14 protein-coding genes and 1 pseudogene are annotated in these 12,361 nt (G+C 65.4%); 9 read left to right on the top strand and 6 right to left on the bottom strand.

From position 1 onward, the window contains the following. Window positions 1–209, top strand: a pseudogene (locus AABA84_RS06340) (caspase family protein); the annotation flags it as partial. A gap of 117 nt (window positions 210–326) precedes the next feature. Here AABA84_RS06340 and AABA84_RS06335 read toward each other — a convergent pair. After that, on the bottom strand, window positions 327–1,499 hold the full coding sequence (locus tag AABA84_RS06335) for a M20 aminoacylase family protein (RefSeq protein WP_338311625.1): 1,173 nt from the start codon (window positions 1,497–1,499) through the stop codon (window positions 327–329). 150 nt (window positions 1,500–1,649) lie between these two features. Between AABA84_RS06335 and AABA84_RS06330 the strand changes: the two genes are divergently transcribed. Next, on the top strand, window positions 1,650–2,144 hold the full coding sequence (locus AABA84_RS06330) for a hypothetical protein (RefSeq protein ID WP_338311624.1): 495 nt from the start codon (window positions 1,650–1,652) through the stop codon (window positions 2,142–2,144). Window positions 2,145–2,204: 60 nt separating this feature from the next. Here the strand turns inward: AABA84_RS06330 and purB are convergent, their stop codons facing one another. Next, window positions 2,205–3,512 carry an adenylosuccinate lyase gene (purB, locus tag AABA84_RS06325; protein ID WP_338306463.1) on the bottom strand — a complete coding sequence of 436 codons (1,308 nt, stop codon included), beginning with the start codon at window positions 3,510–3,512 and terminating at the stop codon, window positions 2,205–2,207. Window positions 3,513–4,073: 561 nt separating this feature from the next. Between purB and AABA84_RS06320 the strand changes: the two genes are divergently transcribed. Beyond that, window positions 4,074–4,661 carry a TetR family transcriptional regulator gene (locus tag AABA84_RS06320; RefSeq protein ID WP_212251726.1) on the top strand — a complete coding sequence of 196 codons (588 nt, stop codon included), beginning with the start codon at window positions 4,074–4,076 and terminating at the stop codon, window positions 4,659–4,661. A gap of 36 nt (window positions 4,662–4,697) precedes the next feature. Here AABA84_RS06320 and AABA84_RS06315 read toward each other — a convergent pair whose 3' ends face one another. From AABA84_RS06315 to AABA84_RS06305, 3 genes are all read right to left on the bottom strand, one after another. Then, entirely contained in the window at window positions 4,698–5,003 is a 306-nt protein-coding gene (locus AABA84_RS06315; RefSeq protein ID WP_338311623.1) for a hypothetical protein, read from the bottom strand. 108 nt (window positions 5,004–5,111) lie between these two features. Beyond that, entirely contained in the window at window positions 5,112–5,762 is a 651-nt protein-coding gene (locus AABA84_RS06310; RefSeq protein ID WP_212251722.1) for a response regulator, read from the bottom strand. A gap of 7 nt (window positions 5,763–5,769) precedes the next feature. Beyond that, window positions 5,770–7,140, bottom strand: coding sequence for a sensor histidine kinase (locus tag AABA84_RS06305; protein ID WP_212251720.1), 1,371 nt, complete (start codon window positions 7,138–7,140; stop codon window positions 5,770–5,772). Between the two features lie 199 nt (window positions 7,141–7,339). Here AABA84_RS06305 and AABA84_RS06300 point away from each other — a divergent pair, with 199 nt between their 5' ends. The 5 genes from AABA84_RS06300 to AABA84_RS06280 all read left to right on the top strand — a co-directional run bounded on the left by AABA84_RS06300 (window position 7,340) and on the right by AABA84_RS06280 (window position 11,735). Continuing rightward, the gene (locus AABA84_RS06300) at window positions 7,340–8,137 is read left to right on the top strand and encodes a MotA/TolQ/ExbB proton channel family protein (protein ID WP_212251718.1); all 798 of its coding nucleotides are present in this window, start codon (window positions 7,340–7,342) and stop codon (window positions 8,135–8,137) included. Then, window positions 8,134–8,820 (top strand): hypothetical protein, encoded by a 687-nt coding sequence (locus AABA84_RS06295; protein ID WP_212251716.1) that lies wholly within the window; start codon window positions 8,134–8,136, stop codon window positions 8,818–8,820. The genes AABA84_RS06300 and AABA84_RS06295 overlap by 4 nt, the downstream gene beginning before the upstream one ends. Continuing rightward, window positions 8,813–9,418, top strand: coding sequence for a hypothetical protein (locus AABA84_RS06290; RefSeq protein ID WP_212251715.1), 606 nt, complete (start codon window positions 8,813–8,815; stop codon window positions 9,416–9,418). The genes AABA84_RS06295 and AABA84_RS06290 overlap by 8 nt, the downstream gene beginning before the upstream one ends. Before the next feature lie 131 nt (window positions 9,419–9,549). Further along, complete coding sequence (locus AABA84_RS06285; RefSeq protein ID WP_212251713.1) at window positions 9,550–10,290, top strand: metallophosphoesterase family protein; 741 nt, start codon at window positions 9,550–9,552, stop codon at window positions 10,288–10,290. Window positions 10,291–10,295: 5 nt separating this feature from the next. Beyond that, window positions 10,296–11,735: a serine/threonine protein kinase gene (locus AABA84_RS06280; RefSeq protein ID WP_338311622.1), complete on the top strand. Its 1,440-nt coding sequence runs from the start codon at window positions 10,296–10,298 to the stop codon at window positions 11,733–11,735. A 25-nt stretch (window positions 11,736–11,760) separates the two neighbouring features. Here the strand turns inward: AABA84_RS06280 and AABA84_RS06275 are convergent, their stop codons facing one another. Next, window positions 11,761–11,952 (bottom strand): hypothetical protein, encoded by a 192-nt coding sequence (locus tag AABA84_RS06275; RefSeq protein WP_212251709.1) that lies wholly within the window; start codon window positions 11,950–11,952, stop codon window positions 11,761–11,763. A 52-nt stretch (window positions 11,953–12,004) separates the two neighbouring features. Here AABA84_RS06275 and AABA84_RS06270 point away from each other — a divergent pair, with 52 nt between their 5' ends. Further along, complete coding sequence (locus AABA84_RS06270) at window positions 12,005–12,229, top strand: hypothetical protein (RefSeq protein ID WP_212251707.1); 225 nt, start codon at window positions 12,005–12,007, stop codon at window positions 12,227–12,229. Window positions 12,230–12,361 lie beyond the last annotated feature (132 nt).

Raw genomic sequence — 12,361 nt, 5'->3', positions numbered from 1 at the left:
AGGAGAAGAAGCCGGTCGCGGCGCGCGAGGAGTCGCGGAGGCGGGATTCGGATCGAAAGCAGACGGAGGCGGCGCCGGCAGCGCCGCAAGCCTCAGGACAGATAATCTGCACGAGTGCCGGATGCAGGCCGGTTGCCAAGGGGTGCCGCATCGTGCGGGATCCCAGGCCGGGTAGTGCCGGCATGATACAAGCGGAAGTCTGCAATTAGCCGTGCTGCGCGCCAGGGGAAATGTGATCGAGGTCTGCAGCTGATGTCCTCCAGGCCTCCGACCGGCCTTGTCGGAGAACTGGTTGGCTTCATCATCTGACCTTTGCGAATGCGCGACTATCCAGCCGGCATCCGCGTCTCGACCAGACGCGCCCAGAACGACGCGCCGTGCCCGAGGATGTTGTCGTTGAAGACGTAGGCCGGGTGATGGCACTCGTTGCCGTCGCCCATGCCGACCAGCACCATCGCGCCGGGACGGGCCTCCAGCATGAAGGAGAAATCCTCGGCGCCCATCATCGGGATGAACTTGTCATTGACGCGATCGGTGCCGACGATGTCGCGGGCGACGTCGGCGGCAAGGCCGGCCTCGCGCGCATGGTTCATCGTCACCGGATACATCCGCGTGTATTTCGTCTCGGCCGAGCCGCCATAGGCGCGGGCGACACTCTCGGCGACTTCGCCGATGCGGCGCTCGACGAGATCGCGCACCTCGGGATCGAGCGTGCGCACGGTGCCGCCGAGCTCGGCGACCTCAGGGATGATGTTGAAGGCGGTGCCGGAGTGGAATTGCGTGATCGAGATGACGGCCGACTTCAGCGGATCGACGTTGCGCGCCACGATCGACTGCAGCGCGTTGACGATCTGCGAGCCGATCAGCACGCTGTCGACGGATTTGTGCGGACCCGCGCCAGCGTGGCCGCCCTTGCCGTGAACCGTGATCTGGATGTTGTCGGAAGAGGCGAGCATCGCGCCGGGGGTCGTGGCGAAATGGCCTTCGGGCAGGCCGGGCATGTTGTGCATGCCGTAGACTTCCTGGATGTTCCAGCGCGTCATCAACCCGTCCTCGACCATGGCCTTGCCGCCGCCGCCACCTTCCTCGGCGGGCTGGAAGATCATGATCGCCGTGCCGTCGAAATTGCGCGTCTCGGCGAGATATTTGGCGGCGCCCAGCAGCATCGCGGTGTGGCCGTCATGGCCGCAGGCGTGCATCTTGCCGGGGACCTTCGACGCATAAGGCACGCCCGACGTCTCCACGATCGGCAGCGCGTCCATGTCGGCGCGCAAGCCGATGGTCTTGCCGGAGGCGGATTTGCGGCCGCGGATCACCCCGACCACGCCGGTCTTGCCGATGCCCGTCACCACCTCGTCGCAGCCGAACTCGCGCAGCTTCTCGGCGACGATGCCCGCGGTGCGGTGGACCTCGTAGAGCAGCTCCGGGTTCTCGTGGAAGTCATGGCGCCAGGCGGCCATTTCGTCGGAGAGGGCGGCAACGCGGTTGACGATGGGCATTGAAAGGGTCCGTTTCTTCTGTGCTCGCAGGATTGATCAGCTGGAAGCGTACTCCGCGGCATCGCGGTCCGCAAATGGTCGCCGGGCTTTCGTCGCCCCGTTCCCTGGCTATAAGGTGAGGCAGCGATACGCCGGGGACGAGGGCAGGCCATGAAGTTCGGACGCGACATTCTTGTGCTGGCGGCCTGCTTCTCGATCATGGCCAGCCCGGCCTTCGCCTGCGATGTCGGCCCGGCCGCTACCGCGATTGGATCGATCAGCCAGAAGATCCAGGCGGGCCAGATCAAGAGGATCGATCTTCTGAAGATCTCCGATCGCCTGCTCGCCAGCATTCCGATCTCGCCGGAGCATTTTGCGAGCTATGCGAGCGAACGCAAGACACAGGTCCTGACCGCGACCGACGCGACCGAACTGGCGGCAGCCGTCAAGGCGCTGGCGCCCGCGCAATTGTCTTACCAGCCCGATTTGCGCTGGCAGCTCGTCTTCCTCGATGACGCCGGCAATCAGCTGCACACGATCTTCTTCAGCAAGCGCTATGTGCAGGGGCGGGGCCGCGCGGGCTATGTCGACGGCAACATGTGCGGCTTCATCACCGCCACCATCGGCAGCCCCGCGCTCGTGAAATGGCTGCAGAAGCGACTATAGACCGCAATCGCAGGTGCCCCGGCAGCCACGAGCGTGGCTCCCGGGCGACGCAAGCGACGCTCAGCTCTCGCCGAACACGCGCTTGAAGATCGTGTCGACGTGCTTGAGGTGATAGCCGAGGTCGAACTGCTCCTCGATCTCGGCGTCGCTGAGATACTTCTTCACCTCCGTGTCCTTCTTCAGCAGCTGAAGGAAATCGCCTTCGCCGCGCCAGACCGGCATCGCGTTGCGCTGCACGAGCTTGTAGGCGTCCTCGCGGCTTGCGCCCTTCTGCGTGAGCGCCAGGAGCACGCGCTGCGAATGCACGAGGCCGCCGAGGCGGTCGAGGTTCTTCTGCATGTTGGCGGGGTAGACCAGGAGCTTGTCGATCAGGCCGGCGAGGCGCACCAGCGCGAAGTCGAGCGTCACGGTGGCATCCGGACCCATCATGCGCTCGGCCGAGGAGTGCGAGATGTCGCGCTCGTGCCAGAGCACGACATTCTCCAGCGCAGGCGTCACATAGGCGCGCACCATACGGGAGAGGCCGGTGAGGTTCTCCGACAGCACCGGGTTGCGCTTGTGCGGCATCGCGGAGGAGCCCTTCTGCCCTTCGGAGAAGAACTCTTCGGCCTCCAGCACCTCGGTGCGCTGCATGTGGCGAATCTCGACCGCGATGCGCTCGACCGAGGAGGCGATCACGCCGAGCGTCGAGAAGTACATCGCGTGGCGGTCGCGCGGGATCACCTGGGTCGAGATCGGCTCGGGGACGAGGCCCATGGCTTTCGCAACGTGCTCTTCGACGCGCGGATCGATCTGCGCGAAGGTGCCGACGGCGCCGGAGATGGCGCAGGTCGCGACCTCCTTGCGCGCCGCGATCAGGCGCTCCTTGGCGCGCGAGAATTCGGCATAGGCATAAGCGAGCTTGAGGCCGAAGGTGACGGGCTCGGCATGGATGCCGTGGCTGCGGCCGATGGTCGGCGTCATCTTGTGCTCGAAGGCGCGCTTCTTCAGCGCGGCCAGCACCTTGTCGAGGTCGGCGAGCAAAAGGTCAGCGGCACGGGTGAGCTGGACGTTGAGGCAGGTGTCGAGCACGTCCGAGGAGGTCATGCCCTGATGCACGAAGCGCGCCTCGGGGCCGACAATCTCGGCGAGGTGGGTGAGGAAGGCGATGACGTCGTGCTTGGTCTCGCGCTCGATCTCGTCGATGCGGGCGACGTCGAAAGTGGCGTCCTTGGCCTTGGCCCAGACCGTTCTGGCGGCCTCCTTGGGGATGGTGCCGAGTTCGGCGAGGGCGTCCGCCGCATGCGCCTCGATCTCGAACCAGATCTTGAACCGGGTCTGCGGCTCCCAGATCGAGGCCATTTCCGGGCGGGTATAGCGGGGGATCATCTGACGGCTCCAGGAAGGTGGGCGGGCGGTCCCCAAGGGGCGGCGCTGGCCAAAATGCTTTTTACGCCGTGATTTAACAGAGCGGGCAGGGCGAAACAAACGGTCTGGGCCCCGGGAGAGCGGTATCGCCGAGCTATCCACCGGGCCGGCTGGCAGGGGGCAGGGGTCCGGCCCCAAATATTAACTGTCAATCACGGATCATTGACTGACAGATATTGAAATCTGTCAGCGGGACGTGTATATCCGTTCTCGGACGCTCCGATTGGGCGTCCCGCGGTTACCTCCAGGGGGAGCCCGACATCCGAAATACCTCTCGGATCGACGGTCGCCATCGAAGGGCGAGGGCCGTGGACGAATGGAGATATAAGAAAATGACGACCGAAATCATCAATCTCACCGGGGCGATTGGGCATTGGCTCAATTTGCTGGTGGCGCGCCAGATCGCGGCGCAGGCTGCAAAACTGCCTCATTGAGGCGAGAGCTTTCCGAAACGGCCGGCAGGGGCGCTTCGGAAGCAGCTCTAGCCGGATAACTGAGCCCAAACGGGAACATGGTGCTGGCATGAATGAAGCCGTTGTCTTGACGCCGGAGCGGATCCTCGAAGTGACCGAGGACGTGTTGCGGCGTTACGGACTTGCCAAGGCCACCGTGGTCGACGTGGCCCGTGCGCTCGATGTGAGCCACGGCAGCGTCTATCGCCATTTCCCGAGCAAGGCTTCGCTGCGCGAGGCCGTCGCCAAACGTTGGCTGGACCGCATCGATGCGCCGCTTCGCCAGATCGCCGAGGAGCAGGGTCCGGCGCCGGCGCGGCTCGACCGCTGGCTGCGCACGCTGTTCGCCGCCAAGCGTTCGCGAGTGCTCGACGACCCCGAAATGTTCGACACCTATCTGACGCTGGCGCGCGAGGCCTGCGCGGCCGTCAAATGCCACAAGGACACCCTGACCGACCAGGTCGTGGCCATCCTGTCCGACGGTGTGGCGCAGGGCGTCTTCGCCATCGACGACGTCAAGGCCACCGCGCGCGCGATTTACGATGCAACCAGCCGCTTCCACCATCCGGCGCATGCCGACGAGTGGAAGGATGCTGATCTCTCCGCGCGCGTCGACGCGACGCTCGCGCTGCTGCTGCGCGGTCTGAAGGCGGCCTGAGGCCGCAGGAACCCGTTCAATCCGCGGTGCCGCCGATCAACCTCTCGCCTTGTGAAGAAGGACGCCGTCGCGAAGCGATGGCGAGGAAGCCGAATGTCTTCGCGCGTGGAAGACAGGATCGGACGATGGAACGACCGGCGGACTATTCGGATATGCATTGACCGCGATTTCGACGGTGTCCTTTGATCGCTTGCGAAGACGGTAGAAGGTTAGCTCCTGATCGAGCATTGGACAGCGGAAGTGGACAATGGCTGTGTCCGGCAGGCGGCAAAGTTCGTCGATGAGCTCGCCTACTGTGATGATCGGGGGATGGTCGACCGCCTTGTGATGACCCTTACTCATGACCTTGTGACTCCTTCACTCCGATACTAACCGGAGCCGGATGGGGTCCGTTCCAATTTCGTTTAGCAGATTGAGAAGCTTCAAGGGGGCAGTGCGGCAGCTTTGCTGCTAAATCCTCGTCAGTCCGCAACTCGCTGCCAGCCGCACCAGCTGCGCGTCGGTGCGCGCGCCGGTCTTGGTCTTGATCAGATAGTGGTAGTTCTGCACTGTCTTCACACTGAGATTGAGATGCGTCGCGATCTGCTCGGTGGTGGCGCCGCCGGCGAACTGGCGCAGGATCTCGATCTCGCGCTCGCCCAGCTGATCCAACGCTGAGCCCGCCGACAGGCTGTCCTCGGCGAGGATGTGCGCGATATCGTCGCTCATGGCGCGCTCGCCGCGCGCGACGGCGCGGATCGCGGTGACGACGGCGGACGGTTCGCTGCTCTTGGTGACGAAGCCGCTGGCGCCGGCGCCGAAGGCGGCTTTCACCAGCACGGCCTCGTTGTGCATAGTGAAGACGAGGATCCGCGCCCGCGGGCTGCGCGCGCGAATGTTGCGGATCGCCTCCAGCCCGCTCGCGCCGGGCATCGAGATATCGAGCAAGACGACATCGGGATCATGTGCCTTGAACGCGCCGTAGGCGTCCGCGGCGTTGTCGGCTTCCGCCACGACGTGCAGATCGCCCTGGCTTTCCAGCACGCGCCGATAGCCTTGGCGGACGATCGGGTGGTCGTCGACGAGCAGCACGGAGATGCCTGTTGCCGCAACCTCGCTCATTCCGCCCTCACGCGGCAAGCGGGATGGTGGCGGCGACACTGAGGCCGCCGCGGGCGGGCAGGATCGAGAGCGATCCGCCGGCCGCCGTGACGCGCTCGCGGATGCCGGTCAGGCCAAAGCCGGCCGATTGCGCGACGCGCTCCGCATCGCCGCCGCCGTCGTCCTCGACGCGGATCAGCAGGGCGTCATCCTCGCCGGCCCGGCGTTCGATGCGCAAGCTGATCTCGCGCGCCGCACCGTGACGCAGCGCGTTGGTCAGGCATTCCTGTGCCACGCGATAGGCCGTGGTGGCGGCCGGACCGCTGATGTCAGTGAGGTCACCTCTGAGATCGAGCTGGATGGTCGGCCGCGCGGCACTTTGCGAGCGCCAGCTGTCGACGAGATTGACGAGGCTTGCCTCGAGCCCGAGCTCCTCGGGCAGGGGATTGCGCAGGCGTTTCAGCGCATCGCGGAGCGAGGCCATCAGATGATGGGTGGCCTGCGAGATCATGCGCGCGTCCTGCGCGGTGCCGTGATCCCGGTTGTCCTTTGTGTTCGCCGTTTCGATCGTGTTGGCGAAAGCGAGAATGGCGGAGAGATTCTGCCCGAACTCGTCGTGCAGTTCGCGGGCGAGGGCGCGGCGTTCGTCGTCGCGGATCTCCAGCAGGCGCCGCGTCAGCGCCGCGCGCTGCTCGGTGGCTTCCTCCAGGCGGCCGCCGAGCGCGTCGACGGCGTTGCCGATCATCGCGAGCTCCATGGAGCGGAAGCGCGGCAGTTTGGTGCGGTACTGCCCGCGCGCCATGCGCTGCAGGGCGGTCACGATCGCGCGCGCCGGTGCCAGCGCATGCGCGATCGCCAGCGAAGCCAGCAGCGCGATCGCCGCCGCCATCAATAGCGCGACGTCGATCACGTTGAGGATGTACTCCCAGGCGAGCGAGATGGCGGCCGCGGCATCCGGCGTCGCGACCACGGTGCCGGCAGAAGCGGCACGGGGACTGACGGGTCGGACCGCCTCGGCGTGGCTGCCGAGGAAGGTCGGCACGATCGCGGCGAACCAGCGCGGCGGCGTCTTGCCTAGCCCCTCGCTCTGGCCGCAGAGCGGCTTCTCGAATGCCGCGGCCGGCTGGAACTCGACGCAGACGCCGGGCGAAATCAGCTTCATGGTCTCCAGGGTGCGCCAGTCCGGAACGGGCAGGAGATGCTCGCGCGCTCTGCTGCTACGCAACAAAAGCTCGCGCCAATACAGCGCCTGAAGCGCCTGCGCGACCCGCTGGGCCGAGGCAGCCGTCGACCGGTCGACGCTGCGATAGGCGTCGAATGTGGCCCATATGGTTGCCGCGCCAAGGCACAGGGCCACGATAAGCAGCAGACGGGCGACAAGCTGAAGCACGAGGCGCATGCGATCATCCCCGACGTTTGATAAGCTGAGCCTAACAACGCCGGCGCGCCTTGCCAATTGCGGGGTGTGGCAGGATTGCAGCTCGGGCAAATTTCCCAAGCCGGATTGGGCATGGGTCTTTGGACCGGGCGCGGCGACTTTGATCTAATCGGCCAGAAATCTTTGCAGGCCAATCGTTGCGGGCCGGGAGCAGTGCAGCATGAGTTCGATCACGATTGGACCGATCGCGGGAGCGGCGACCGACCCATCCGAGCGCAGCGCGCTGCTGTTCTGGATGATCTTCACGGGGCTTTCGATCTTCGCCGTCGTGCTGCTGTGGCGGTTCGGCCTGATTCATCTGATGCTGACCTCGGACCGGACCTACATTTCGAGCGTCATCGCAGTGCTCTATGTCCTGACCTGCGGCCACTGCTTCCTGCGCACGCGGGCGATCGCGCGTGAAGGCGCAGCGGCGCGGCGCTGCCGCGAGGCGCTCGCGGTGCCTGACGGCGGCAAGGTGCTCGATGCGAGCGCGGCCGCGCTGCCGCGCGGGCTGGTGCGCGACCACATCCAGAGCCTCGTGACGAAAGCGGCCGCGCAGGACTACCGCCCGGTCGACCAGACTCTGCTGTTGCGGACGCTCGCGGACCGGCTGCGCGGTTCCAATGGGTTCGGCGCCTTCGTCTCGGATACGCTGATGAAGCTCGGCCTGCTCGGCACCATCGTCGGTTTCATCATCATGCTGGCGCCGATCGCGGGGCTGGATGCCGCCGACAAAGTCGCGATGCGCTCTTCGATGGGGCTGATGAGCGACGGCATGGCGGTCGCGATGTACACGACGCTCGCAGGTCTCGTCGGCTCGATCCTGGTCCGCATCCAGTACTACATGCTGGATGCCGCGACCCAGCGGGTGTTTTCGGATGCGGTCGTGCTGACCGAGACCTATGTGACGCCGGTGCTGGAGCGCAAGGGTTCTGAAAAGGGCTCTGGAATCAAGGGTGCCGGAATCCCGTCATGATGGATGATTTCGGTCTCTATCCGCGCGAGGAGTCGTTCGATCCGCTGGGCGTGATGCTGTTCAAGGCGCTCCAGGTGATCGCGTTCCTGTTCTTTCTTGCGCTACTCGCGGTTTCTCCTGATGCCAAGGAGGGCAAGATCGACTCCAAGGCGGAGTTCATGATCACGCTGGACTGGCCGGACAGCCACCCCGACGATCTCGACCTGTTCGTGCAGGATCCCGCCGGCAACATCGCCTGGTATCGCCACCGTGAGGCCGGCTTCCTGACCCTCGATCGCGACGATCGCGGCGGGGCCAACGACTTCATCATGGTCAACGGCAAGAAGATCGCCTCGCCGATCCGCGAGGAGATCGTCACGGTGCGCGGCATCATCGCCGGCGAATACACCGTCAACGTCTCGCATTTCGTGGCGACGACCGGCGAACCCGTCACGGCCAATGTGAAGGTGCAGAAGCTCAATCCGACCGCGCAGGTTGTCTTCGACAACAAGTTCACGCTCGACCACACCGGCGACGAGAAGACCGCGGTGCGGTTCCGGCTCGATGCCGAGGGCAAGGTCGTCAATGTGGACCAGCGGCCGAAATCGCTGCTGGAGACGTTCCGCAGCAGCTGGCGCAACGGCGCCGATCTCGATCCGAGGACCGGTGTGAGCAAGAACGCTGCGAGGGTGCGCCGTGACTAGCCTGCAAACGGTCATCCTCACACTGTCGCTCGCCTACGCCGTGATCGGCGCGTTGCTGCTGGTCGTGCTGGTCTACGCGCGCCTGCACTGGTCGCTGAAGGCGATCGCCGTGGTCGTGACCAGCGCCTTCTACGTCGTCAGCTTCACCGAAATGCGCGGGCTGCTCGGTTGGGCCAGTGCCGACCGGCTGCCGGCGACTTTCAAGCTGCTGAAGGCCCGCATCGTCGAGCCGCATTCGCTTCAGGGTGATCCCGGCTCGATCTATCTGTGGGTCGAGCAGCTGGACGAGGACAATCGCCCGAGCGGCATCCCGCGCGCCTTCCGTGTACCCTACGACGACAGGCTTGCCGACAAGACCCATGCCGCGGAGAACGAGATCGCGTTGGGACATCCGCAAGGTGGCCGCGCCGCGGATTTCGGCGGCGGTGATGGCAGCCTCATCGACATGGTCCGGGAATATGTGACGCCCAAGACGATCATGGAGACGACCGGCGGCGATTCCTCGACCGGCGAATTCATCGCACCACCGGCCGGCGCGCAAGGCGTGAGCTTCACCCCGCTGCCGCCGCCTCGAATGCCGCCAAAGGACGAGCAATAGGCCCTTCACCAGCGCCGCAAGATCATCACCGCAAGGCTGCGCTGGTAAACGGCGCGGCGCTGGCGCATGGTTTTGACCTCCCTCAATTTGGCCTTATCGGGCTTCAATAAGAATTGGAGGGTGGAGGGTGCGTGCTCCTAGCTGTCTTTTCGGATATCCACGGCAACAGGCAGGCCTTCGAGGCCTGCCTGAAGGTTGCCCGTGCGAAGGGCGCTGAGCGGTTCGTCCTGCTCGGCGATTTCGTCGGCTATGGCGCCGATCCGGAATGGGTGGTGGATACCGCGATGGAGCTCGTTGCCCAGGGGGCGATCGCCGTCCGCGGCAATCACGACCAGGCGGTCAATTCCTCGACGGAGACCATGAACGCCGAGGCGCAAATCGCGATCGAATGGACCCGCGGCCGCCTTGATACCGCGCAGCGGCGGTTCCTGACCGAACTACCGATGCTGGTGGAGGATGGCGATCGTCTCTTCGTGCATTCGGAAGCCTCCAGCCCCCAGCGCTGGCACTACGTCCGCTCGACGGTGGACGCCGCCAAGAGCCTGATTGCGACGCCCGCCCATGTCACGTTCTGCGGCCATATCCATCGTCCCGCGCTCTATTCGATGTCGGTGACGGCCAAGATGACGAGCTTCGTGCCGAAGACCGACGTCCCGGTGCAGCTTCTGCGCGGCCGGCAATGGCTCGCCGTGCTCGGCTCGGTCGGCCAGCCCCGCGACGGCGATCCGTCGGCGGCCTTCGTCTTGTTCGACACCGAATCGTGCCAGATCACCTACTGCCGCGCGCCCTATGACATCGGGACCGCGGCGGACAGGATTCGTGACAACGGCCTGCCGCACTGGCTCGCCGATCGGCTCTCGCAGGGGCGCTGACGGCGATGCCGAAGCCCCTGGTCAAATCCGGCGCGGTGATCGATGGTTACACCATCGGTGAATGCGTTCATGCCGGCGGCATGGCGACGCTGTGGACGGTCACCCATCCCGGCATCGATGTACCCTTGCTGATGAAGATCCCGCGGGTGTCGGAGGGCGAGGACCCAGCCGCGATCGTCTCCTTCGAGATGGAGATGATGATCCTGCCACGGCTGGCGGGTCCGCACGTCCCGGCCTGTTTCGGCACCGGCGATTTCGCGCACCAGGCCTATGTCGTGATCGAGCGCATCGGAGGCACCACGCTCTACAAGAGGCTGCCCGACTTGCCGCTGCCTTACGACGAGGCGCGGCAGCTCGTCGCCAGGATCGCAACCGCGCTTGCTGATCTCCACCGCCAGAACGTGATCCATCACGACATCAAGCCGAGCAGCATCATGTTCCGCGAGAGCGGCGAGGCGGTGTTGATCGACTACGGCCTGTCGCATCACAACCACCTGCCGGATCTCCTGCAGGAGGAGTTCCGCCTGCCTTACGGCACCGCGCCCTACATGGCACCCGAGCGGCTGTCAGGGGTACGCGACGACCCGCGCAGCGATCTTTTTTCGCTCGGCGTGCTGCTCTATTTCTTCACCACCGGCGAACGGCCGTTCGGCGAGGGCGAGACGCTGCGCGCGATGCGGCGCCGGCTGTGGCGCGATCCGCATCCGCCGCGAAGCTTGCGCGCCGACTATCCGCCCTGGCTGCAGGAGGTGGTGTTGCGCTGCCTCGAGATCGAGCCGGTGCGGCGCTATCCGACTGCGTCCCAGCTCGCCTTCGATCTGACCCACCCGGATCAGGTCAGGCTCACGACGCGCTCGGAGCGGATGAAGCGCGACCCCCTCAGCATCGCCTGGCGGCGCCGCTTCAACCAGGGCGTCATGCAGCCGCGCGCGAAATCAGATGTCGCAGCCCAGATTGCCTCGAGCCCGATCCTCGCGGTGGCGCTCGACACGGTGGAAGGCGCGCCCGAGCTGAACGAGGCGCTGCGCGTCACCACCCAGCGCATTCTCGCCACGCTTCCCTCGGCGCGGCTCGCCTGCCTTAACGTGCTAAAGCTCAACCGCATCGCGATCGATCGGACGCTGGACGAGCAGGGCTCCAACAAGCATATCGACCGGCTGGTGGCGCTTCGGCATTGGGCCACGCCGCTGAAGCTGGACGAGAGCCGGCTGTCGGCTCATGTGCTGGAGGCGGTCGACCCCGCCGCGGCGATCCTGGAATTCGCCGAGGTCAACCACGTCGATCACGTCATCATCGGGGCGCGGCAGGGCTCGTTCAGGCGCACGCTGCTTGGCAGCGTTTCGGCCAAGGTGGCCGCGGAAGCGTCTTGCACCGTCACCGTGGTGCGGCCGCCGCGGATGGCGGGGGAGGCCGGCGAGGCCAATGCCGGCGAGGCGTCGGGATAGGCCGCCTGCCGACTTGAGGCTGTGATCAGGCCGCGTGGGCGGAGTGAATAGTGCGCTTGCGGCGGATCGGCCAGGAGAATTGCGGGCCGGGCTCGCCGTGATCCGCGCTGCCGCCGAAATATTGGATGATCTCGCGGCAGGGCTCGCAATTGAACAGGTTACGCGACGCGGATGCCTTGGTCATTTCCTTGAGGCAGTTCGGGCAGTGCGGTTTCATGGGAGGTGGTCCGGAAAAGAGTGTCTCAGCGTCGGCGCTGCGAAGGAAACGAATGATCGAGGTCCGAATTGTCGAACCCGGCATCGTCGTCCAGCCCGCCATCGGCACGCTCGAGGCGGCCGAAGAAATAATCGAGGCCCGGATGCGGGCGGCGGGGGATCCGGCACCTGCGCTTCGGCTGGCGCTTCACGAGTGCGATCTGCATGGCGCTCAGCCCCGACGACGAAGGTGGATGACGCGGGCAGAAGCCGCGGCCTTCACCGGTCGCGCCACATAGAGGCTGCGAGCCGCAATCGCCGCATTGAAACCGAGCCACAACGCTACGCCAGTCCAAACCAGGGTCGTCGTCATGATGTGCTCCCGTCAAAAGCAGGCAGGAGTCACTTGCGGTGATTTGCGCGAATCAGTG

Source organism: Bradyrhizobium sp. TM239 (assembly GCF_036247985.1).
In the GTDB taxonomy this organism is placed as follows: domain Bacteria; phylum Pseudomonadota; class Alphaproteobacteria; order Rhizobiales; family Xanthobacteraceae; genus Bradyrhizobium; species Bradyrhizobium ottawaense.
Note: the sequence above shows the minus strand (reverse complement) of the source record. Positions and strands in the feature narration are given on the sequence as shown.

What these genes read in the sequence shown, in the direction of transcription:
- AABA84_RS06335 (WP_338311625.1), bottom strand. Translation starts at nt 1,499, where the DNA reads ATGCCCATCGTCAACCGCGTTGCCGCCCTCTCCGACGAAATGGCCGCC.
- AABA84_RS06330 (WP_338311624.1), top strand. Translation starts at nt 1,650, where the DNA reads ATGAAGTTCGGACGCGACATTCTTGTGCTGGCGGCCTGCTTCTCGATC.
- purB (WP_338306463.1), bottom strand. Translation starts at nt 3,512, where the DNA reads ATGATCCCCCGCTATACCCGCCCGGAAATGGCCTCGATCTGGGAGCCG.
- AABA84_RS06320 (WP_212251726.1), top strand. Translation starts at nt 4,074, where the DNA reads ATGAATGAAGCCGTTGTCTTGACGCCGGAGCGGATCCTCGAAGTGACC.
- AABA84_RS06315 (WP_338311623.1), bottom strand. Translation starts at nt 5,003, where the DNA reads ATGAGTAAGGGTCATCACAAGGCGGTCGACCATCCCCCGATCATCACA.
- AABA84_RS06310 (WP_212251722.1), bottom strand. Translation starts at nt 5,762, where the DNA reads ATGAGCGAGGTTGCGGCAACAGGCATCTCCGTGCTGCTCGTCGACGAC.
- AABA84_RS06305 (WP_212251720.1), bottom strand. Translation starts at nt 7,140, where the DNA reads ATGCGCCTCGTGCTTCAGCTTGTCGCCCGTCTGCTGCTTATCGTGGCC.
- AABA84_RS06300 (WP_212251718.1), top strand. Translation starts at nt 7,340, where the DNA reads ATGAGTTCGATCACGATTGGACCGATCGCGGGAGCGGCGACCGACCCA.
- AABA84_RS06295 (WP_212251716.1), top strand. Translation starts at nt 8,134, where the DNA reads ATGATGGATGATTTCGGTCTCTATCCGCGCGAGGAGTCGTTCGATCCG.
- AABA84_RS06280 (WP_338311622.1), top strand. Translation starts at nt 10,296, where the DNA reads ATGCCGAAGCCCCTGGTCAAATCCGGCGCGGTGATCGATGGTTACACC.
- AABA84_RS06275 (WP_212251709.1), bottom strand. Translation starts at nt 11,952, where the DNA reads ATGAAACCGCACTGCCCGAACTGCCTCAAGGAAATGACCAAGGCATCC.
- AABA84_RS06270 (WP_212251707.1), top strand. Translation starts at nt 12,005, where the DNA reads ATGATCGAGGTCCGAATTGTCGAACCCGGCATCGTCGTCCAGCCCGCC.